At 70.2% G+C, this 20,310-nt stretch carries 17 protein-coding genes; 8 read left to right on the top strand and 9 right to left on the bottom strand.

What is annotated here, in order from left to right; genetic code table 11:
• Positions 1 to 587: 587 nt before the first annotated feature.
• From ligD to OCJ37_RS00180, 3 genes are read right to left on the bottom strand one after another with little or no spacing between them, the layout of a single operon-like run.
• Complete coding sequence (gene ligD, locus OCJ37_RS00190) at positions 588 to 3,374, bottom strand: DNA ligase D (protein ID WP_263111638.1); 2,787 nt, start codon at positions 3,372 to 3,374, stop codon at positions 588 to 590.
• Positions 3,375 to 3,380: 6 nt separating this feature from the next.
• Positions 3,381 to 4,358 carry a non-homologous end joining protein Ku gene (locus OCJ37_RS00185; RefSeq protein WP_263111637.1) on the bottom strand — a complete coding sequence of 326 codons (978 nt, stop codon included), beginning with the start codon at positions 4,356 to 4,358 and terminating at the stop codon, positions 3,381 to 3,383.
• The gene (locus OCJ37_RS00180; RefSeq protein WP_263111636.1) at positions 4,358 to 4,750 is read right to left on the bottom strand and encodes a hypothetical protein; all 393 of its coding nucleotides are present in this window, start codon (positions 4,748 to 4,750) and stop codon (positions 4,358 to 4,360) included. The genes OCJ37_RS00185 and OCJ37_RS00180 overlap by 1 nt, the downstream gene beginning before the upstream one ends.
• A 166-nt stretch (positions 4,751 to 4,916) precedes the next feature.
• Between OCJ37_RS00180 and OCJ37_RS00175 the strand changes: the two genes are divergently transcribed.
• On the top strand, positions 4,917 to 5,210 hold the full coding sequence (locus OCJ37_RS00175; RefSeq protein WP_263111635.1) for a hypothetical protein: 294 nt from the start codon (positions 4,917 to 4,919) through the stop codon (positions 5,208 to 5,210).
• Positions 5,211 to 5,310: 100 nt separating this feature from the next.
• Here OCJ37_RS00175 and OCJ37_RS00170 read toward each other — a convergent pair whose 3' ends face one another.
• Positions 5,311 to 5,703 (bottom strand): DUF779 domain-containing protein, encoded by a 393-nt coding sequence (locus OCJ37_RS00170; protein WP_263111634.1) that lies wholly within the window; start codon positions 5,701 to 5,703, stop codon positions 5,311 to 5,313.
• Complete coding sequence (adhP, locus tag OCJ37_RS00165) at positions 5,703 to 6,731, bottom strand: alcohol dehydrogenase AdhP (RefSeq protein WP_263111633.1); 1,029 nt, start codon at positions 6,729 to 6,731, stop codon at positions 5,703 to 5,705. The genes OCJ37_RS00170 and adhP overlap by 1 nt, the downstream gene beginning before the upstream one ends.
• Positions 6,732 to 7,078: 347 nt before the next feature.
• Here adhP and OCJ37_RS00160 point away from each other — a divergent pair, with 347 nt between their 5' ends.
• Positions 7,079 to 7,624, top strand: coding sequence for a hypothetical protein (locus OCJ37_RS00160; protein ID WP_263111632.1), 546 nt, complete (start codon positions 7,079 to 7,081; stop codon positions 7,622 to 7,624).
• Positions 7,625 to 7,690: 66 nt separating this feature from the next.
• On the top strand, positions 7,691 to 9,013 hold the full coding sequence (locus tag OCJ37_RS00155; RefSeq protein ID WP_263111631.1) for a peptidoglycan-binding domain-containing protein: 1,323 nt from the start codon (positions 7,691 to 7,693) through the stop codon (positions 9,011 to 9,013).
• Between the two features lie 141 nt (positions 9,014 to 9,154).
• Here the strand turns inward: OCJ37_RS00155 and adh are convergent, their stop codons facing one another.
• The gene (gene adh, locus OCJ37_RS00150; protein ID WP_263111630.1) at positions 9,155 to 10,684 is read right to left on the bottom strand and encodes an aldehyde dehydrogenase; all 1,530 of its coding nucleotides are present in this window, start codon (positions 10,682 to 10,684) and stop codon (positions 9,155 to 9,157) included.
• A gap of 240 nt (positions 10,685 to 10,924) precedes the next feature.
• On the opposite strand from adh, the gene OCJ37_RS00145 reads away from it, so the two are divergent.
• Positions 10,925 to 12,862 (top strand): sigma-54-dependent Fis family transcriptional regulator, encoded by a 1,938-nt coding sequence (locus tag OCJ37_RS00145; RefSeq protein ID WP_263111629.1) that lies wholly within the window; start codon positions 10,925 to 10,927, stop codon positions 12,860 to 12,862.
• A 249-nt stretch (positions 12,863 to 13,111) separates the two neighbouring features.
• On the opposite strand, the gene OCJ37_RS00140 is transcribed toward OCJ37_RS00145, so the two are convergent.
• From OCJ37_RS00140 to OCJ37_RS00130, 3 genes are all read right to left on the bottom strand, one after another.
• The gene (locus tag OCJ37_RS00140; protein ID WP_263111628.1) at positions 13,112 to 13,501 is read right to left on the bottom strand and encodes a hypothetical protein; all 390 of its coding nucleotides are present in this window, start codon (positions 13,499 to 13,501) and stop codon (positions 13,112 to 13,114) included.
• A gap of 527 nt (positions 13,502 to 14,028) precedes the next feature.
• Positions 14,029 to 14,364 carry a hypothetical protein gene (locus OCJ37_RS00135; protein ID WP_263111627.1) on the bottom strand — a complete coding sequence of 112 codons (336 nt, stop codon included), beginning with the start codon at positions 14,362 to 14,364 and terminating at the stop codon, positions 14,029 to 14,031.
• A gap of 74 nt (positions 14,365 to 14,438) precedes the next feature.
• On the bottom strand, positions 14,439 to 16,562 hold the full coding sequence (locus OCJ37_RS00130; RefSeq protein ID WP_263111626.1) for a TonB-dependent receptor family protein: 2,124 nt from the start codon (positions 16,560 to 16,562) through the stop codon (positions 14,439 to 14,441).
• Between the two features lie 151 nt (positions 16,563 to 16,713).
• On the opposite strand from OCJ37_RS00130, the gene OCJ37_RS00125 reads away from it, so the two are divergent.
• The 4 genes from OCJ37_RS00125 to OCJ37_RS00110 all read left to right on the top strand — a co-directional run bounded on the left by OCJ37_RS00125 (position 16,714) and on the right by OCJ37_RS00110 (position 20,277).
• The gene (locus OCJ37_RS00125; protein ID WP_263111625.1) at positions 16,714 to 17,916 is read left to right on the top strand and encodes an amino acid aminotransferase; all 1,203 of its coding nucleotides are present in this window, start codon (positions 16,714 to 16,716) and stop codon (positions 17,914 to 17,916) included.
• A 286-nt stretch (positions 17,917 to 18,202) separates the two neighbouring features.
• Positions 18,203 to 19,219 carry a class 1 fructose-bisphosphatase gene (locus tag OCJ37_RS00120; RefSeq protein WP_263111624.1) on the top strand — a complete coding sequence of 339 codons (1,017 nt, stop codon included), beginning with the start codon at positions 18,203 to 18,205 and terminating at the stop codon, positions 19,217 to 19,219.
• Positions 19,220 to 19,452: 233 nt separating this feature from the next.
• Complete coding sequence (locus OCJ37_RS00115; protein WP_263111623.1) at positions 19,453 to 19,905, top strand: DUF4240 domain-containing protein; 453 nt, start codon at positions 19,453 to 19,455, stop codon at positions 19,903 to 19,905.
• A gap of 102 nt (positions 19,906 to 20,007) precedes the next feature.
• Entirely contained in the window at positions 20,008 to 20,277 is a 270-nt protein-coding gene (locus OCJ37_RS00110; RefSeq protein ID WP_263111622.1) for a hypothetical protein, read from the top strand.
• Positions 20,278 to 20,310: the final 33 nt, after the last annotated feature.

Genomic DNA, 20,310 nt, shown 5'->3' with positions numbered 1-20,310 from the left:
GAGCGGCGTTCCCGCATGGAGACTCGGCGCAGGTACCACGTGTAGGAGCGACTTCAGTCGCGACGCCGTGCGCTGTCAGCGGCTGAGGATGCAAGACACGGCAACGTCGCCGTTTTGCGGTGCTGCGATGGGTACGCTCGCATTGCAAAAGCCCGCGCCAGCGGTTGGACCATGCCTTCGTTCGTCGCGACTGAAGTCGCTCCTACATGGAGCGGCGTTTCCCGCATGGAGACTCGGCGCAGGCACCACGTGTAGGAGCGACTTCAGTCGCGACGCCGTGCGCTGTCAGCGGCTGAGGATGCAAGACACGGCAACGTCGCCGTTTTGCGGTGCTGCGATGGGTACGCTCGCATTGCAAGAGCCGGCGCCAACGGTTGGATCATGCCTTCGTTCGTCGCGACTGAAGTCGCTCCTACAAGGAACGGCGTTCCTGCATGGAGGGTCAGCGCGGGCATCGCGTGTAGGAGCGGCGTTTCCCGCATGGAGACTCGGCGCAGGCACCACGTGTAGGAGCGACTTCAGTCGCGACGCGGTCGCCGGCAGCCGCCGAAAGCGTCGGCAGTGCCACGCTCCGAGCGGCCGCCTGCTCAGCTTCCCGGCAGCCGCTGCTGCAGCGTCTCCATCTCCTTCCACGGATGCTCGCGCAGGCGCGCGGCGCGTTGCAGCGCCTTGGCCAGCGGGAATGCCTGCGGCGAGGCGATGCGCGCCAGTTCTTCCCAGCGCAGCGGCACCGCGACGGTGGCGTGCTCGCGCGCGCGCAGCGACCACGAGCACACGCTGGTGTTGCCGCGGCCGTTGCGCAGCCAGTCGATGAAGATCACCCCGCTGCGCTTGGCCTTGCTCATCGTGGCCACGTAGCGGTCGGGCGCCGCCGCAGTCAGCGCCTGGGCGAAGGCTTCGCAGAAATCGCGGGCCTGGTCCCAGTCGGCGCTGGGCACGATCGGCACCACCACGTGCAGGCCCTTGCCGCCGGACAGGCGCACGAAGCTTTCCAGCCCGGCCTCGCGCAGGCGCGTGCGGATCTCGCGCGCGGCGGCCTTGATCTGGGTCCAGCTCACGCCTTCGCCCGGGTCCAGGTCGAACACCAGCCGGTCCGGATGCTCGGGGTCGTCCACGGTCGAGCCCCAGGGATGCAGCTCCAGGGTGTTCATCTGCACCAGCTCCAGCAGGCCGGCGAGGTCGTCGATGTACAGGTAGTCCTCGGTGCCGCTCTTCTGCCGCAGCGCGATCGCGCGCACGTGCTTGCCCAGCGCGCGGTTGTTGTGTTTCTGGAAGAAGCACTCCCCGCCTGCGCCGTCGGGACAGCGCAGCAGCGACAGCGGCCGGTTGGCGACCTCCCGCAGCAGCCACGGCGCGATCGCGCGGTAGTACGCGGCCACCTCGCCCTTGCTGATGCCGGCACCGGGAAACACCACGCGTTCGGGATGGGTAATGGTCACCGCGTCGGCCGCGGCATCTGCGTCGGGACCGGACGCCACGGTGCTGGACGCCGCCTTGCGCCCCTTGGGCGCGGCTGATGCGAGCTTGGAACCCGCTTTTGCAGACGGGCCTTTCGCAAGCTTGGCTTGCGCAACGTCCCCTTTCGCGGCCTTGCCTTGCGGGGCCTTGGCTTGCGGGGTTTTCGCCGGCGCGGTCTTCCCCGGCGCACCCGCGACCTTTGCCACCTTGGCCGGCTTGGACGCGCGCGCCGGCATGGCGTGCGCGCTGCGGCCGGTGGCCGGCGGCGGCGCGCGGTCGCCGCCCAGGTCCTGCAGCGGCTTGTCCTCGCGCAGGCGCTTGAACGCGGCCTGGCGCAGCAAGCCTTCCTTGGCCCAGCCGCGGAACGCGACTTCGGCGACCAGTTGCGGCCGCACCCAGTGCACGCTGCGCCGCGGGAACGGCGCATGCGCGGGGATCTCCACCACCGCCTGGTCGGTCTGCAGGGCCTGGAGCTGCGCGCTCATCCGCCGCAGCGCCGGCACGTCGAAGCCGGTCCCGACACGGCCGACGTAGCGCAGCCCGGCGCCGACGCGCTGCGCCAGCAGCAGCGAACCGAAGCCGCTGCGCGCGCCCTTGGGATCGGTATGGCCGACGATGACGAAGTCGTCGCTGTTCTCGTGCTTGGTCTTGATCCAGTCGCCGCCGCGGCCGCCGTGGTAGCGCGCATCCACGCGCTTGCTGACCACGCCTTCGTAGCCCTTCTCGGCCGCGGCGGCGAACACCTCCGGGCCGCGGCCGAACACATGGTCGCTGTAGGCCAGCACGCCCGGCGCCTCGCCGAGCAGGGCGCGCAGCAGTTGCTTGCGCTGCAACAGCGGCACCTCGCGCAGGTCCACGCCGGCCACGCCCAGCAGGTCGAACACCACGTAGCGCAGCGGCTGTCCGGAGCTGCCGTCGATGACCCGCTGCAGGGCCGAGAAATCGCTGCGGCCGTCGTCGTCGAGCACCACCAGTTCGCCGTCCAGCGTCGCCTGCGTCACCGGCAGCGCCTGCACCGCGCGGGCGACCGCGGGGAAGCTCTCGGTCCAGGCCTGGTCGTTGCGCGAGCGCAGCGTCGCCTGGCCGGCCTCCAGGTCGGCGAGCAGGCGGTAACCGTCCCACTTGATCTCGTGCAGCCATTGCGCGCCGTCGGGGGCCTGGTCGCGCAGGATGGTCAGCTGCGCGCGCGCGCCCGGCGGGCACGGGCGGTCGCGCGCGCCGTCCAGCGCCAGCGCGCGCTTGCGCCAGGCCGCATCGCTGCGGCGTGGCCGCGCCATCGGCCTGGCCGCGGCGCCGGCGCTGGCGGGCCCGGCCGGCGCCGCACCACGCCCGCGCCTGGCGGGCGTGGCCGGCTTGGTGGCCTTGGCCGCGCGCCTGGAGCTCTTGGGCGCGGCGGCGGGCGGGTCCTGCAACAGGTCGTCGGCCTCGCGGTCGGCGGCGAACGCGTCGTCGCGCTTGATCAGCAGCCATTGCGGCTGCTTGCCGCGCAGCGCGGTGCGCACCAGTTTCCAGCTGCCGTTGAGGCGCTCGCCGTGCAGCACGAATTCCAGCTTGCCGGCGGCGAGCGCGGCCAGCGGGTCGCCGTCGCACGACCAGGTGCCGTGGTCGAACACATCGACGTGGCCGGCGCCGTAGTGGCCTTCGGGAATGTCGCCGGCGAATCCGGCATAGGACCGCGGATGGTCCTCCACCTGCACCGCCAAGCGCTTCTCGCCGACCCGCAGCGACGGGCCCTTCGGCACCGCCCAGCTCTTCAGCACGCCGTCGGCTTCCAGGCGGAAATCGTAGTGGCGCGAACTGGCGTGGTGCAGCTGCACGACGAAGATCGGCCGCCGCGACGGCGCGGCGGCGCTGTCGTCGGCCGGTTCCGGGGTCGCGCCGAAGCGGCGCTTGCGGGCGTATTCGCGCAGCGTCATCGCGCCCTACCCCGCCTTGCGCCGCGCCGGCGCCTTGCTGGCGCTGGCCTTCTTCGCCGGCTTGGCCTTGGCCGCGGATTTGGCGGCGGGCCTGGCCTCCTTCTTCGCCGCTTTCTTGGCCGGCTTCTTGCCGGTCTTGCTCACCGGCACCGAGGCATCGCCGCTCTTGGCCGGGGTGCGGCGCTTGGCGTCCAGGCTCTTCTGCAGCAGCGACATGAAATCGACCACGTTGGTGGCCGCGTCCTCGCGCTGCGGCGCGTCGGCGTCGTCGTCCACCTGGGCGGTGCCCTCCTGCGCCTTGATCCGCTTCTGGATCACCGCGTGCAGGCGTTCGCGGAACTCGTCGTGGTAGGCCGACGGGTCCCATTTGCCGGACATCGACTCGATCAGCTGCGTGGCCATCTCGGTTTCCTTGGGACTGATCCGGTAGTCGGCGGCCTTGCCGCTGGGCAGCGTGTAGTCCTCCAGATCCACCAGTTCCTGCGGATAGCGCAGCAGGATCAGCACCAGCGCTTCGTCGTGCGGCATCACCGCCGACAGGTATTCGCGGGTGCGGATCACCACCCGCGCGATGCCGACCTTGCCGGTGGCGCGCAGCGTCTCGCGCAGCAGCACGTAGCCCTTCTCGGCCTTCTTGCCCGGCACCAGCACGTAGGGCTTCTCGAAGTAGCGCAGGTCGATGTCGGCGCCGTCGACGAAGGCCTCCACCTCCACCGTCTCGTGGCTTTCCGGGGCGGCCGAGGCGATGTCCTTCTGCTCGACCACCACGTAGTTGCCCTTGCTGTATTCGTAGGCCTTGACGATGTCCTTCCACGGCACCTCTTCGCCGGTGTCGGCGTTGACCCGCTCGAAGCGGATCGGGCGCTTGTCGCGCGCGTCGAGCATGCGGAAGTGCAGGTCGATGCGGCGTTCGCCGGACATCAGCGACACCGGCACGTTGAGCAGGCCGAAGGACAGGGTGCCGGTCCAGATCGGGCGCGCCATCAGTGCGCCTCCACGCGCAGCGCCGGCGCCGGCAGGTGGTCCAGCGCCTGCCAGGCGTCCTCGATCACCTGCCGCGCCTGGCGCCAGTCCAGGTGCGATTCGCCGCGCACCTGTTCCCAGTGCGCGGCCAGTTCGCCGTCGGTGTCGGCCATCGGCGCGCGCGGCCAGCCGCCGGCGTGGGTGCGCAGCGCGAACGCGTAGGCCGGGCACAGATCGCGCCACGGCGTGCCATGGCGGGCGCGGCGCTGCCGGTAATCGGCCAGGCTGTACTGGCGGTAGTCCGGCGCGTCGTGCGGCGGCGGGCCGTCGCCGTGGTCGGGCTGCGGCGCGGCCGGCAGCGGGTCCAGGTGGGCGTTGAACAGCAGCGGGTCGGGACGGTCGCTGGGGCACATGGCGGAAGCTCCGGGCGGCATCGGCGGCAGGGGGGATGGCAGCAGTAGCGCCGGTACCGTTAGGCATCCGTGACAGGCGCGTGGACGCAATGCGATTCGCGGCGGCTTCACCGCCATCGCGGTGCACTGCATGCAGCGTTGCCCCATCCCCCAGGAGGAATCGGCCATGTCCATCCCCACCGACCCACTGCGCCGCACCGACCCGGTGCCCGGCGAACAGCGCGGCAAGCGCGACGGCCAGGACCGCGAAGACCGCGGCGCCGGTGACCGCCCCGCGACCATCGTCGAGCACGAACCGCGCACCGGCGCGGACCGGCCGGCGCCCGACGCGGCGCCGGACGCCGCTGCCGAGGACCATGCGCACAAGCACCACACCGACGCCAACCAGGACGAGGCGCTGGAAGAGACCTTCCCGGCCAGCGACCCGGTCTCGCCGTTCGTGCCGTCCAAGGCGCCGTAGCCCGGCTGCGGCTGTTGTAGGAGCGGCTTCAGCCGCGACAGGTGCCCCTGACAGGGCCTGCCGCGGCTGAAGCCGCTCCTACAGGAAGCGCTGCACCCCGCTACACCCTGCCCGCCGCCTGCAGCGCCGCGTACTCGGCGTCGCTAAACAGCCGCGAGCGCACCAGGAAGCGCACGCCCTCGCCGTTCTCCAGCGAGAACATGCCGCCGCGGCCGGGCACCACGTCGATGATCAGCTGGGTGTGCTTCCAGTAGTCGAACTGCGACGCGCTGATGTAGAACGGCGCGCCGCCGATCTCGCCCAGCTGCACGTCGCGGTCGCCGACGATGAAGTCGTCCTGCGGATAGCACATCGGCGAGGAGCCGTCGCAGCAGCCGCCGGACTGGTGGAACAGCAGCGGCCCGTGCCGCGCGCGCAGCCGCTCGATCAGCTGCAAGGCCGGCAGCGTCGCCAGCACCTGCAGCGGAACGCCAGAAGCGAGCGCGGCGTCCATCAGGCCGCCATGTCCAGCACGATGCGGCCTTCGATCTGGCCGGCGCGCATGCGCGCGAACACGTCGTTGACGTTCTCCAGCGTGTCGGTGGCCACGGTCGCGGCGACCTTGCCCTGCTCGGCGAACTCCAGCGATTCCTGCAGGTCCAGGCGCGTGCCGACGATCGAACCGCGCACGGTCACGCCGTTGAGCACCATGCCGAAGATGTCCAGCGGGAACTGGCCCGGCGGCAACCCGTTCAGCGATACCGTGCCGCCGCGGCGGACCATGCCGATCGCCTGCTCGAACGCCTTCGGCGACACCGCGGTGACCAGCGCGCCATGGGCGCCGCCGATCTCCTTCTTCAGGTAGGCCACCGGATCGGTGGTGCGGGCGTTGACCGTCACCGTGGCGCCCAGGCGCCGGGCCAGTGCCAGCTTGGCGTCGTCCACGTCCACCGCGGCCACGTTCAGGCCCATCGCCTTGGCGTACTGCACCGCCATGTGGCCGAGCCCGCCGATGCCGGAGATCACCACCCAGTTGCCGGGCCTGGTGTCGGTGACCTTCAGGCCCTTGTACACGGTGACGCCGGCGCACAGGATCGGCGCGACCTCGACGAAGCCGATGGTCTTCGGCAGGTGGCCGACGTAATCGGCATTGGCCAGCGCGTATTCGGCGAACCCGCCGTTGACCGAATAGCCGGAATTCTGCTGCGCCTCGCACAGCGTCTCCCAGCCGCCCAGGCAATGCTCGCAATGCCCGCAGGCCGAGTACAGCCACGGGATGCCGACCCGGTCGCCTTCCTTCACGTGGCCGACGCCGGCGCCGACCGCGACCACGTGGCCCACGCCCTCGTGGCCGGGAATGAACGGCGGGTTCGGCTTCACCGGCCAATCGCCCTCGGCCGCATGCAGGTCGGTATGACACACGCCGCAGGCCTCGATCTTGACCAGGATGTCGCCGGCCTGCGGCCGCGGCACTTCCACTTCCTCGATCGCCAGCGGCTGGCCGAACGCGCGCACCACGGCGGCTTTCATCGTCTTGTTCATGTCGCACTCCTTGTCCGTTGTTGCGATTCACACTAGGCGCCTTGCGGCGCCGCTGCCTTGATCGAGGTCAACCGCCGTGGCCCCGTGCATTCCCAACTCCCTGCCCGCACACGCCGATTGCGCCCACATCGGCCGGACGCGACGTGCGATAGCGTCCGGCGGAAGCAAGGCGGCGGACGCGGGTGGCACAGCGAATGGGACGCGGTCGCCGGGGGAAACAGCCGGTCGTCGGCATCCTCACGCGCGCTTCGTAAACTGCGGTCCTGGGCGGCGGGGGTCTCCCAACGCCGGCCCGCCGCTGTGCGCCCGAACGGTCTAAGGAAAGGAACGACACCATGAAGCAACGCTTGCTCACCGCCGCACTGCTGGCCCTGCTCCTGCAAGGCTGCAAGGCACCGGCATCCACTGCGGCGGCCGACGCTCCCGCAGCGGCCGCCTCGACGGCCCAGGCCGCCCCCGCAGCGGCGACACCCGCCGCGGCGGCCGCTCCCCGCCCCGCGCTGCCGCCCGAGGCCTGCGCCAAGACCCAGGATGGGTTCGCCGCGTTCCTGGAGGCGATCATGGCCGATCCGGCGCTGCGCGCCGCCTACAGCGCCCCACAGGTTGCAGAGCGCGACCTGCGCGACCCGTCCAAGCCGGTGGATCGCCCCGCCGAGCCGTTCCGGCTGGTGCTGATCGATTCGCGCTGGTCCTACGACGAGCCCGGCAAGGACCCCGCCGACCTGGCGCGGGTCGACCTGAAGCTCAAGCCCGATGGCGAGCGGATGCGCGCGGATTTCGTCAAGGCGGAGTTTTCCGCCGACGACGAGGTGACCAGGACGCTCGGCGCGCCCGAAGCCTATGTGTTCGAGTACACGCAGCAGTGCTGGCAACTGGCCCAGCATCTGCGCTGATCGGCATGGCGCCCGCGACGATGCGGGCGCCGTGATTGTTGGCACCATGGAAAAAGGAGAAGGACGATGCCCAGGTACACGATCGTCGAGTCCGTAGGACGCGGCGTGCAGCACATCCATGACTACGAGGATATCGAGCGCCATCACCCGACCCGCGGCGACGAGCGCGGCCGGGTCTACGCCACGGTCAACGGCGAGCGCGAGGAACTGCTCGGCAACTACCGCGGCGCGGCGACCGTCTCGCGCGACGGCGACCATTACGTTTCCAAGGATTTCGTGCTGCAGGCCGGCGGCTCCAGCGCGGTGCCGGTGCCGGCCATCGCCAGCGGCTACATCGGCAAGGTCGATCCCAGCGACGGCATCGTGCAGATCTACGACAAGCCGGCCAACGATCCCAGCCGCGAGATGATCGCTCAGTACCGGCACCTTGACCTGCGCAACACGCGGCTGGAAGCCGGCGACCGGATCGAGTACGGGCAGTCGGTGGGCATCCAGGGCGGCTTCAACAACGGCAATCCCAGCGCCTTCGGCAAGCACGTGCACGTCGACATCAACACCGGTTACCTGCCGCAGGCCGACCGCTACATCCGCGACATGAACAGCGGCGCGCTCACTACCGACCACCGGCCCCAGCACGCGCAGCCCAATCTCACCGCGCCGGCCCAGGTCAGCAACGTGTCCGGCAACGGACGCACGGTGGCGGCAGCCACCGGCGTCGCCGCGGCCGGCGCCGCGCCGATGGCCGACGGCACGTTGCGCAAGGAGGAACACGGTCCGGAGGTGAAAGCGCTGCAGGAGCGCCTCAACCAGTTGGGCTACACCGATGCCGACGGCAAGGCGCTGGGCACCGATGGCAAGTTCGGCGACCGCACCAAGCACGCGGTCGAGGCGTTCCAGCGCGATCATCATCTGGACGTCGACGGCATCGCCGGCAAGGACACGCTCAGGGCGCTGCGCGAGGCGCAGGTGCAGCGTCCCGGCGCTGCCGCCGCTACGCCAGGGGATGCGGCGCGCGCGCCGCTGCTGTCGGACAAGACCCATCCGCAGAACCCGATGTACCAGCAGACCGTCGCGGCGCTGGAGAAACTCGGGCCCTCGGGCGGGTTCAAGGATCGCGCCGAGCTCGAGCGGGCGGCGGGCACGCTGACCCACGATGCCAGCATCGGCGGGATGACGCGCATCGATCATGTGGTCCCCAGCAACAACGGCAAGGGCTTCATTGCGGTGGAAGGCAAGCTGGACGATCCCGCGCACCGGCGCGCCTACGTCGATCGCGACCAGGCCGCGCAGCAGACCCTGGAGCAATCCACGCAGAAGCTCCGCCAGGATCTGCCCGTCGCGGCCGAACCGGAACCGGCGCGCGAAACGGCGCGCGCGATGTCGGTCTAGTCCGGTCATCGCCGGCGGGCGGCGTCCTGCCTGCGCGCGCAGCACCTGCCGCGCGCAGGCCGACGCCGCCGGACGCGCCGGAAACGCGGTACTGCCGGGGCCGGCAGTACCGCTCCCGCGCCGTGCACGTCGCGGCGGCACTCAGAAGAACCCCAGCGCCTTCGGCGAATAGCTGACCAGCAGGTTCTTGGTCTGCTGGTAGTGGTCGAGCATCATCTTGTGGTTCTCGCGGCCGATGCCCGACTGCTTGTAGCCGCCGAACGCGGCATGCGCCGGGTAGGCGTGGTAGCAGTTGGTCCACACCCGCCCGGCCTGGATCGCGCGGCCCATCCGGTACAGCCGCGACGCATCGCGGCTCCATACCCCGGCACCCAGCCCGTACAGCGTGTCGTTGGCGATGGACAACGCCTCGGCCTCGTCCTTGAACGTGGTCACCGACACCACCGGGCCGAAGATCTCCTCCTGGAACACGCGCATCTTGTTGTGGCCCTTGAACACGGTCGGCTTGACGTAGAAGCCGCCGGCCAGCTCGCCGTCGAGGGCGTTGCGCTCGCCGCCGATCAGCACCTCGGCGCCTTCCTGGCGGCCGATGTCGATGTAGGACAGGATCTTCTCCAGCTGCTCGCTGGAGGCCTGCGCCCCGACCATGGTGTTGGGATCCAGCGGATTGCCCTGCTTGATCGCGGCCACGCGCTTGAGCGCCTTCTCCATGAACCTGTCGTAGATCGATTCCTGGATCAGTGCGCGCGACGGGCAGGTGCACACCTCGCCCTGGTTGAACGCGAACAGCACGAAGCCTTCGATCGCCTTGTCGAGGAAATCGTCGTCCTCGGCCATGACGTCGGCGAAGAAGATGTTCGGCGACTTGCCGCCCAGCTCCAGCGTCACCGGGATCAGGTTCTGGCTGGCGTACTGCATGATCAGCCGGCCGGTGGTGGTCTCGCCGGTGAAGGCGATCTTGGCGATGCGCGGATTGCTGGCCAGCGGCTTGCCCGCTTCCAGGCCGAAGCCGTTGACCACGTTGAGCACGCCGGCGGGGAGCAGGTCGCCGATCACCTCCATCAGCACCAGGATCGAGGCCGGAGTCTGCTCGGCGGGCTTCATCACCACGCAATTGCCCGCGGCCAACGCCGGCGCCAGCTTCCAGCACGCCATCAGCAGCGGGAAGTTCCACGGGATGATCTGCCCGACCACGCCCAGCGGCTCGTGGAAGTGGTAGGCGACGGTGTCGCTGTCGATCTCGGAGATGCCGCCTTCCTGCGCGCGGATGGCGCCAGCGAAATAGCGGAAGTGGTCGGCGCACAGCGGCACGTCGGCGTTGAGCGTCTCGCGCAGCGGCTTGCCGTTGTCCCAGGTCTCGGCATAGGCCAGCAGCTCCAGGTTCTGCTCGATGCGGTCGGCGATCTTCAGCAGCACGTTGCTGCGCTCGGTGGCCGAGGCCTTGCCCCAGGCGTCCTTGGCCGCGTGCGCGGCATCGAGCGCGGCCTCGATGTCCTGCGCGTTGGAGCGCGCCACCGAGGTGAACACCTTGCCGGTGATCGGCGTGCTGTTGTCGAAGTACTGGCCGCTGCTGGGCTCCACCCATTGGCCGCCGATGAAGTTGCCGTAGCGCGACTTGAAGATGGACTGCGGATCGGTGGCATGCGGCTTGGCGGTGGTGACGGCGTTCATCGTGTCTCCTGCGGCGGTAGGGAAGGATGGGGTGCCATCCGGTGTCCCTGGTTACCGCAAGGGCGATGCCAAGTTCCGGCTGCTGCATTGCGTCACGCACCTACGTCCCGCCGCAGCGCAGTGCTTGCCCGGTTCGTGCTGCGCCGCATCACGCCTGCCGATTGCGTGCGCGCGCCGGATGTGGTGTTTATCGGAACACCCGTCTCAACACCTGTCGCAATTTGCGACAGTGGAGCCGCCATGGCGCACCCGCAATCGCACCACCAGCTCGGCCACGCGCGCCGGATGTTCTTCGAGCGCGGCGGCGCCCCGGTCGGCCAGGTGCCGGACACCATCCTGCAGTCGTGGCAACGCTGCCAGCGGCTGGGCCTGACCGCGCGCGGCACGCCGCCGATCGAGCCGGTTAGCGCGCCGCGCCTGCGCGAACTGCGCGAGGCGCACGAGCGCCTGTGGCGGCTGGCCCGCGCCGAACTGGAAGGCCTGGCCGGCGATGCCGCCGCCACCGGCAGCATCGTGCTGCTGACCGACGAGGCCGGCTGGATCCTCGACGCCGAAGGCAGCCCGGGCTTCCTCGACAAGGCCGGGCGCGTGGCGCTGATGCCAGGCGCATGCTGGAGCGAGACCCAGGTCGGCACCAACGCGATCGGCACCGCCATCGTCGAGAGCCGCTCGCTGGAAGTGCGCGGCGGCGAGCACTACTTCGCGCCGCACCAGATCCTCAGCTGCGCGGCGGTGCCGATCTTCGACCCCTACGGCCAGCTCGCCGGCGTGCTCGACATCTCCGGCGAGGCCAGCGTGCAGCACATGCACGCGCTGGGCCTGGCGCGCAGGGCGGTGGCCAGCATCGAACACCGCTACTTCGACGACGGCATCCCCGGCTGCGAGCTGCTGCGCGTCCACCACGACCCGGCGCTGCTCGGCACCGCGCGCGAAGGCCTGCTCGCGTTCCGCAACGGCAAGCTGGTCGCGGCCAACGGCGCCGGCCTGCGCCTGTTCGGACTGGAACGCCACGACCTCGGCCGCGCGCCGTACGACGCCTTGTTCGAGGAACCGCTGTCGCGGCTGCGCCAGCAGGGCAGCGTGTTCGACCTGCAGGGCCGCGCGTTGCACGGCCGCGTGGACGGCGCCGGCGACGAACGGCCGCGGCGGCGTTCGCCGCAGTCGCCGATCACCGTGTCCGCAGCCACGCGCGCGCGGCCCGGCGCCGACGCGCCGCTGTTCGATGCCACGCAGGAACTGGCGCTGGAGCGTGCGCGGCGCGTGCTCGATGCGCAGCTGCCGGTGCTGGTGCAGGGCGAAACCGGCACCGGCAAGGAAGTGTTCGCGCGCGAACTGCACCGGCGCAGCGCGCGCGCCGGCAAGCCGTTCGTCGCGGTGAACTGCGCGGCGCTGCCGGAAGGGCTGATCGAGGCCGAACTGTTCGGCTACGAGGACGGCGCCTTCACCGGCGCGCGCAAGCACGGCAGCCCCGGCCTGCTGCGCCAGGCCGACGGCGGCGTGCTGTTCCTGGACGAGATCGGCGACATGCCGATCGCGCTGCAACCGCGCCTGCTGCGCGTGCTGCAGGAGCGCGAGCTGCTGCCGCTGGGCGGCGGCAAGCCGGTGAAACTGGATTTCGCGCTGATTTGCGCCACCCACCGCGACCTGGACGCGGCGATGGCCGAGCAGCGCTTCCGGCCCGACCTGTACTACCGCATCGCCCACCACAGCGTGCAGATCCCGGCGCTGCACGCGCACCCGGACCGCCGCGCGCTGGTGCAGGAGCTGTGGGCGCGGGTGGGGCAGGGCCGGCGCCTCACCGATGCCGCGCTGGCCGCGCTGAGCGCCTACCCGTGGCCGGGCAACCTGCGCCAGCTGGTGGCCTGCCTGCGCACGCTGGTCGCGCTGAGCGACGCCGGCGCCGAGGTGGACGCCGACGCGTTGCCGGCCTATCTGCCCGGCGCCGGGCGCGGCATGGCTGCAGTCGGCGGCGCCACGCCGGGGCAGGGCGGAACGACCGACGGCAGGACAGAAGCGCGCCCCAGCGCGGTGGTCCAGGCTGCCGATCTGGACAGCCTGGCCCTGAGCGCGATGCGCCAGGCACTGGACGCCTGCGGCGGCAACGTCGCCCGCGCCGCGCGCCAGCTCGGCGTCAGCCGCAGCACGCTGTACCGCCGGCTCGGACTCGGCGCGCGCTGAACGGCCACGTGGATCAGCAGGCGAAGGGCGCCGCGGATGGTCCGCCATGCACGGCCGGCGAAGCGCTGCGCCGCAATGGTGCTCGTTCCACCCTGCGCGGCGCCACCAGTGCCACGGACATGACACATGTAGGAGCGGCTTCAGCCGCGACAGGCCTTACCGGCAAACCCATCGCGACCGACACCGCTCCCACACACTTGCCGCAAGTTCGCCAGACAGCGTGCTTCGGATGCGCCTCAGGCGACTACCTCAATCGTAGGAGTTATTCAGGCACGGCGAACTCTTCGGCGTGATCACGCTGAAGCTGTCGTTGTACAGGGCGATGACGCAGGTGTTCGGCGCATCTTCGGGCTCGTAGTTGCACTGCTTGCTGTTGCGGCTGCGCGAGACGTCGCCCATCTGGAACGACAGGCTCCAGTAGTCGTTGGAACCGGTCTGCGCCTGCAGGACCACCGGCGGCGCCGACTCGCCCGGCGCCAGCGATACGGCCACCGACGTGTTGACGAAGTTTCCGCACGTGTGTTTCACGCTGACGTTGGTGATGGTCTGTCCGGTGCCATTGTTGACGACGAACGTGCCCTGGTAACTCGTCGCACTGACACCCTCGGCCAGGATGGCCTTGTCGGCTTTCTCGTCCATGTCGATCTCCGGCTATGTATCGATTGAGGTAGGAAAGGGTCCTGCGAAACGCGGCACTAACCTATCTCCGGCCGCGGCGCGGCCGCCAGCGAACCGGCCGTTCCCGGTAGACACCTCAACCGTGTTTCGTAGACACCTCGGCCCGGTTCTTCTGATTTCCCTCACGCCGTTTCGCCTACCGCGCGGTGCCGGCGTGCCGCGCTCACGCGTGCGATGGCAATGCCGCGAAAGGCCTCCAGCGTCGAGTGCGGCTGCCACGTACCAGGCTCCGCAGCGGGCGCCAACGTCACTGTCCCTGCGCCCATTGCGGCGACATGCCGCAGGCTTTCGCATCCGGGTGCGCCCATGGACGGCGCCCCCTCCACGCTGTCCGTTCTCGCGCGTCGCCCATGGCGGTCGCGAAGGGGCCACAGCGCGCGCCGCACGTGGCGCAACCTGCGTCCATGCGCGAACACGCCTCGCGTGGCGTCATCCGGATGGCAACGGGCCACCGCCATCGGCGATGGCGACGCCGCGCGAACGCGACCTCACGGCAAGAGGCGCACGCGCTTCACGAACAGCAGCCGGTCGTCCGGGCCCGGGCCGGCGATGCGGTCGCCATTGGCTTCGGTGGCGTAATCCAGCGCGACCCGCTTTCCCTTGAACGCCTGCTTCAGTACGAACACGTCGCTCTCCGGCTCGGCGACGAACCAGTCGCCGCACTGCGTCGCGCAATACGCTTCCACTTTCTTGCCGTCGGCCGCGCGCACGACGATGGTCATGTCGTCGACGCCGCCACCGGCGACCAGCGTGCCGGTGATCGAGGCGGCCGGCGCGGTGGCCGGCGCGAGGGCGGCAAGGAGCAGCAACAGGGCGGTTCTCATCGGCGGATCCTGGAGAGGAGGGGACGAGGGCAGCCGCAAGTCGCGCGAACGGCGCGATCGCGGCGGCAGCAGGCTCAGTGCGCGAAATCCCATTGCAGGCCGACGGTATAGCCGCGGTCCGGCCCCGGCTCGTAATAGCGGCCGTTGCCGTCGTTGACGATGACCGAGCCGATGTAGGCGTGGTCGAGCGCGTTGTCGATGCGCGCGAAGGTGCGCAGCGCGCCGTGCGCGGTGCTCCAGCGGCGCGAGGCTTCCAGGTTCAGCAGCGCGTAGCCGGGCGCGGTCTCGGTGGCCAGGTCGTTGGCCACGGTGTTGCCGGCGGCCACGCCTTCGACCGCGAACTGCCACGCGCGCGGCTGCCACTGCCAGCGCGCGAACAACTGCTGGCGCGGCACGCCGGGCAGGCGCGCACCGGCCGCCACCCGCGCGGTGGGCGCGGCGCAGCCGCTGCTGGCGCAGGTCAGGTAGGCCTGGCGCACGGTCGCCTGCAGCCAGGTGTAGGACAGCTGCAGCTGCGCGGTGTCGCCCAGCGGCAGCAGATAGCTGGCCTCGGCGCCCTGGCGGCGGGTGCGGCCGATGTTGCGGTAGGTGCTGCGGCCGTTGGTGTTGCTGGCCACCGCCAGCTCGTCGTCGGTGCTGGCGCGGAACAGCGCCGCTTCCCACGCCGCGCCGGCCTGGTCGCGCCATTTCGCGCCCACTTCCAGGTTCTCGCTCCTGGCCGCGGCCAGGTCCAGCGCCAGCCCGGCGCCGCCGTCGTTGCGGTAGCCCAGCTCGTTGAAGGTCGGCGTCTCGAAGCCGCGCCCGGCCGAGGCGTAGAAGCGCAGGGCGTCGCTGGCGCGGAACACCAGCCCGGCCACCGGCGTGGTCGCCGAATAATCGGTGCTGCCGCTGTCGTCCGGATTGCGGCCGACGATGTAGGCGTCGTCGGAACGGAACCGCACCCGGCTGTGGCGCAGCCCGGCCAGCAGCGACCAGCGCTCGCCGAACTGCCACCAGGCCTGCGCGAACTGGTCCACGTTCTGCACCTGGTCCTCCTGGTCGCGGCGCAACCGCCCCTTCACCCCCAGCGCGGTGCCGGCGAAGTTCTCGTAGCCGGTGCGGTGCTGCTTCTGGCGGTCGGCGTTGGCGCCGACGGTGAACTGGAACGGGCGCCCGCCCAGTTCGCCCTGCCAGGCCCAGCGCGCATCGACGCCGCCGTAGTCGCCGTCCAGGTCGATCAGCCCGCCAGCGTGCAGCGGATTGGCCTGCACCGCCACCGGTATCGCCAGGTACTGCTGCACGTCGCGGCGCCCGGCATAGCCCATCAGCCGCCAGGTCTGCCGGTCCAGCTGCTGGGTGAAGATCGCCCCGGCCTGCGCCTGGCGCGTGGACTTGCGCGTGTCGAACTGGGTCGCCACCGAGGTGGCCTGCTGCGGATCGGCGTTGAACTGGGCGCGGGTCAGGCCCAGCGGATCCTGCGCCCAGGGCGCGTCCAGGTAGTTCAGCAGCAGGTCCAGGCGCCGGCCCGGGGCCAGGTCGAAGCCGAACTTGGCGTTGACCGATTCGCGCCGCGCCTGGCTGTGGTCGCGGTAGCCGTCGGTGCGGAAGTGGGTGGCGGCGACGTTGTAGTGCACGCGGCCCTGCTGGCCCTGCAGCTGCGCCCCGGCGCTGAACGTGCCGTTGCTGCCGACGGTGCTGCGCAGCCGCCACGGATCGTCGGGCTGGCCGTCGCCGCTCCACAGCTGCACCACGCCGCCGGAGGAGTTGCCGTACAGCGCCGAGAACGGGCCGCGCAGCACCTCGATGCGCTCGGCGCCGAGCAGGTTGAAGTGCGACAGCTGGCCCTGGCCGTCCGGCATCGTCGCCGGGATGCCGTCCAGCAGCAGGCGCACGCCGCGCACGCCGAACGCCGAGCGCGCGCCGAAGCCGCGGATCGACAGCTGGGTGTCCTGCGCGTAGTTCTGGCGGTCGCGCGCCAGCAGCCCGGGCACGCCGGACAGGGCTTCGGAGACCTGCACGCCGGTGCGGTCGCTGTCGCCCAGGCCGATCGTGGTCAGCGAGGCCGGCAGGTCGAAGTCGTCCACCCCGCCGACCCGCGCGGCCTGGACCTGCACCACCGGCAGGGTGGCGGGGTCGGCATCGGCGGCGGCGCAGACGGCGGGCGACAGCCCCGCGGCGCAGAGACCGCAGAGCAGGGCGAGGGGATGGCGATTGGGCATGCGGCCATCATCGCGCATGCGCCGCCGGGCCGCACGCGGCGCGGCGCAAAGCCCCGCCACGCAAGGCCTGCGTTTGTTAGGATGAGGCGTTTGACCGCGCCGGCTCCGGTTCCTCCCGGCCCCCACCCTTCGCCAACGAACGAGTACCGCCGTGTCCTTCTTTGCAAACGTGGAACAGGTCCCAGGCGACCCGATCCTGGGCCTGACCGAGGCCTACAATGCCGATTCGCGCCCGACCAAGGTCAACCTGGGCGTGGGCATCTATTACGACGAGAGCGGTCGCATCCCGCTGCTGCGCGCCGTGCAGCAGATCGAGCAGCAACTGGCGCAGGACGCCAAGCCGCGCGGCTACCTGCCGATCGACGGCCTGCCGGCGTACGACCTGGCCACGCAGAAGCTGCTGTTCGGCGCTGACTCGCCGCTGCTGGCCGCCGGCCGCGTCGCCACCTCGCAGACCATCGGCGGCAGCGGCGCCCTGCGCGTGGGCGCGGACCTGCTGAAGAAACTGCTGTCCACCTCGACCATCGCCATCAGCAACCCGAGCTGGGAGAACCACCGCGCGGTGTTCTCCGCCGCCGGCTTCGACGTGGTCGAGTACACCTATTTCGATGCGGCCACGCACGGCCTGGACTTCGCCGGCATGCTCGCCGACCTCAACCGGCTCGCGCCGGGCAGCGTGGTGCTGCTGCACGCGTGCTGCCACAACCCGACCGGCGCCGACCTGACCCGGGAACAATGGCGCACCGTCGCCGCGCTGCTGAAGGAGCGCAACCTGTTCCCGTTCGTCGACATCGCCTACCAGGGCTTCGACAAGGGCATCGACGAGGACGCCTACGCGGTGCGCCTGCTGGCCGAGGCCGGCGTGGACAGCTACGTGGTCGCCAGCTCGTATTCCAAGTCGTTCTCGCTGTACGGCGAGCGCGTCGGCGCGCTGTCGGTGGTCTCGGCCACCGCGGCCGAGAGCAAGGCGGTGCAGTCGCAGGTCAAGCGCATCATCCGCACCATCTACTCCAGCCCGTCCACGCACGGCGCTGCGCTGGTGGCCGGCGTGCTCAACAGCCCCGAGCTGCGCGCGATGTGGGAGCAGGAACTGACCGAGATGCGCGAGCGCATCCACGCCCTGCGCGCCGGCATGGTGCAGAAGCTGGCCGCCCTCGGCGCGCCGGAGTTCGGCTTCATCCAGCAGCAGGCCGGCATGTTCTCGTACTCCGGCCTGAGCAAGGCGCAGGTGGACCGGCTGCGCGACGAGTTCGGCATCTACGCCGTCGGCACCGGCCGCATCTGCGTGGCCGCGCTGAGCCAGAACAACCTGGACTACGTGACCCAGGCCGTGGCCGCCGTGCACAAGGGCTGATCCGCCGCGAGGCTGCAGCACGAAGCCGGAAGCGCACGCGTTTCCGGCTTTTTTGTGCGCGATGTGCGCCCATCGTCGTTCCCGCAGTGATGGGCAGCCACGCGACTCTGTGCAAGCGCAGCGCTTGTGGGAGGAGCTTCAACCCCGACGCATGGCACCCCCAGCATGCGCCCCCATCAGCACACTTTCCCTGCGGCAGGGTGACGCGTCGCGCACCCGCTAATCGAAATCTCACGCAACAGCCGCGACAATAGGCGCCTTCCCCCATGAAAGGCTGCCTGCGCCCATGTCGCGAACCTCGCTGACCCGCTTCCTGATCGAAGAACAGCACGCCGGCCGCATCGGCCCGGAACTGCGCCAGCTCATCACCATCGTGTCGCGCGCGTGCAAGCGCATCTCCATCGCGGTCAGCAAGGGCGCCCTGGGCGGCGTGCTCGGCGACGCCGGCACCGGCAACGTGCAGGGCGAGGCGCAGAAGAAGCTGGACGTGCTCAGCAACGACATCCTGCTCGAAGCCAACGCCTGGGGCGGCCACCTGGCCGCGTGCGCGTCGGAGGAGATGGACCACAGCCAGCCGGTGCCCGACAAGTATCCCAGCGGCGATTTCCTGCTGCTGTTCGATCCGCTGGACGGCAGCTCCAACATCGACGTCAACGTCTCCGTCGGCACCATCTTCTCGGTGCTGCGCGCGCCTCCCGGCACCGACAAGCCCGGCGACGAGCACTTCCTGCAACCAGGCACCGCCCAGGTCGCGGCCGGCTACTGCATCTACGGCCCCAGCACGATGCTGGTGCTGACCCTCGGCCACGGCACCCACGCCTTCACCCTGGAGCGCGAGGAAGGCAGCTTCCTGCTGACCCAGGCCGACATGCGCATTCCCGAAGACACCGGCGAATTCGCGATCAACATGTCCAACCAGCGCCACTGGGAAGCGCCGATGCAGCGCTACGTCGCCGACCTGCTGGCCGGCAGCGAAGGCGCGCGCGGCAAGAACTTCAACATGCGCTGGATCGCCAGCATGGTCGCCGACGTGCACCGCATCCTCACCCGCGGCGGCATCTTCATCTACCCCTGGGACAGGAAGGACCCGGGCAAGCCCGGCAAGCTGCGCCTGATGTACGAGGCCAATCCGATGGGCCTGCTGGTCGAGCAGGCCGGCGGCGCCGCCAGCACCGGCCGCGAGCGCATCCTCGATATTCAACCCGAGCAACTGCACCAGCGCGTACCGGTATTCCTGGGTTCGAGGAACGAAGTGGCCGAGGCGGTGCGGTATCACCTGGAGCATGACACGGCGCAGGGCTGAGTCCGCCAGGTTTACTGCATTCGGCGTGGTCCGGCGACGCCCGCTTTCGCGCGGGCGTCGCCGCGTTTGTTACCGCAGAACGCGCGTCAGCGTTGGATCCTGATCGGGTGTGCAGGTGTTCGTCGGTCGATGGCAAGAGACGTTTGACGGACCGCCAGCGGGTCGGAGAGGATGTTGATGGGTCGCAATCGTGCGGTCCCGACCAGCGCCGGCGGCGCAAGGAGAGTATCGAAATGGATGAGAAGGAATTCTGGCGGATCATCGGCCTGCTCGACTGGAAGCGCACGGGCGACGACGACGCCGTGCTCAAACCGGCGGTGAAAGCGCTGGCCAAGCACGCGCTGGACGACATCGCGGCATTCGAGGACATCCTGAGCCGGAAGCTGTATGCCCTGGACACGATGGCCCATGCCAAGCAGATCGGCACGGACGCCTACGCCGACGGCAAGCATTTCTCCGTCGATCTGTTCCTGTACGCCCGTTGCTGCGTGGTGGCCAATGGCCCGGACTTCTATGCATCGGTGCTGGCCGATCCAACTCAGTTCCCGAAGGACATGGACTTCGAGGCGCTCCTGGAACTGGCGAGCGCCGCATACGAACTGAAGTCCGGCGAGGCACCCGAGGTCTTCGACACGTCGGTGAGCTATGAGACCTTCAGCAACCAGGCAGGGTGGGCGTCGGCCTAGGTCGTGCAGTGCGGCGCCGCTGCGCGGCAGGCACCCTTGGAGGCGCGAAGGCGGATGAGAATCCAGCGGAGTCGTTCCACGGGCGCCGGCCTTCTTGCCGCCTTGCTGCTGTTCTCCGCTTCCGCATGCGCAACGACCCGCTGCCCACCGGAGTTCGGCCAGAAGGACCCGCTCGTCAACGTGCTCGGCTGGCTCGTCGTCGCGGTGGGCATGGTCGTTGGCGGCTGGCTTTTCGCTTACTCGATCCGGCGTTCGCGCGGCATGCGCTGGTTGCCGCGCGGTGCCGTCATCGCGTCCGGCTTTGCCGGGATGGTGGCGCTGTGGGTCGGCGGTCTGGCACTGGCGTTCGTCTACTTTTTCCTTCAGTGCTAGGAAGGGTGCGGATGCATCATCAAACCAAGGCCG

Source organism: Xanthomonas sp. AM6 (genome assembly GCF_025665335.1).
GTDB lineage: Bacteria > Pseudomonadota > Gammaproteobacteria > Xanthomonadales > Xanthomonadaceae > Xanthomonas_A.
Note: the sequence above shows the minus strand (reverse complement) of the source record. Positions and strands in the feature narration are given on the sequence as shown.

Excerpts from the sequence above, each read along its gene's own strand:
- OCJ37_RS00170 (WP_263111634.1), bottom strand. The coding sequence starts at position 5,703 with ATGGACGCCGCGCTCGCTTCTGGCGTTCCGCTGCAGGTGCTGGCGACG.
- OCJ37_RS00130 (WP_263111626.1), bottom strand. The coding sequence starts at position 16,562 with ATGCCCAATCGCCATCCCCTCGCCCTGCTCTGCGGTCTCTGCGCCGCG.
- OCJ37_RS00155 (WP_263111631.1), top strand. The coding sequence starts at position 7,691 with ATGCCCAGGTACACGATCGTCGAGTCCGTAGGACGCGGCGTGCAGCAC.
- OCJ37_RS00115 (WP_263111623.1), top strand. The coding sequence starts at position 19,453 with ATGGATGAGAAGGAATTCTGGCGGATCATCGGCCTGCTCGACTGGAAG.
- OCJ37_RS00120 (WP_263111624.1), top strand. The coding sequence starts at position 18,203 with ATGTCGCGAACCTCGCTGACCCGCTTCCTGATCGAAGAACAGCACGCC.
- OCJ37_RS00180 (WP_263111636.1), bottom strand. The coding sequence starts at position 4,750 with ATGTGCCCCAGCGACCGTCCCGACCCGCTGCTGTTCAACGCCCACCTG.
- OCJ37_RS00145 (WP_263111629.1), top strand. The coding sequence starts at position 10,925 with ATGGCGCACCCGCAATCGCACCACCAGCTCGGCCACGCGCGCCGGATG.
- OCJ37_RS00135 (WP_263111627.1), bottom strand. The coding sequence starts at position 14,364 with ATGAGAACCGCCCTGTTGCTGCTCCTTGCCGCCCTCGCGCCGGCCACC.
- adhP (WP_263111633.1), bottom strand. The coding sequence starts at position 6,731 with ATGAACAAGACGATGAAAGCCGCCGTGGTGCGCGCGTTCGGCCAGCCG.
- OCJ37_RS00175 (WP_263111635.1), top strand. The coding sequence starts at position 4,917 with ATGTCCATCCCCACCGACCCACTGCGCCGCACCGACCCGGTGCCCGGC.
- adh (WP_263111630.1), bottom strand. The coding sequence starts at position 10,684 with ATGAACGCCGTCACCACCGCCAAGCCGCATGCCACCGATCCGCAGTCC.
- OCJ37_RS00185 (WP_263111637.1), bottom strand. The coding sequence starts at position 4,358 with ATGGCGCGCCCGATCTGGACCGGCACCCTGTCCTTCGGCCTGCTCAAC.
- ligD (WP_263111638.1), bottom strand. The coding sequence starts at position 3,374 with ATGACGCTGCGCGAATACGCCCGCAAGCGCCGCTTCGGCGCGACCCCG.
- OCJ37_RS00140 (WP_263111628.1), bottom strand. The coding sequence starts at position 13,501 with ATGGACGAGAAAGCCGACAAGGCCATCCTGGCCGAGGGTGTCAGTGCG.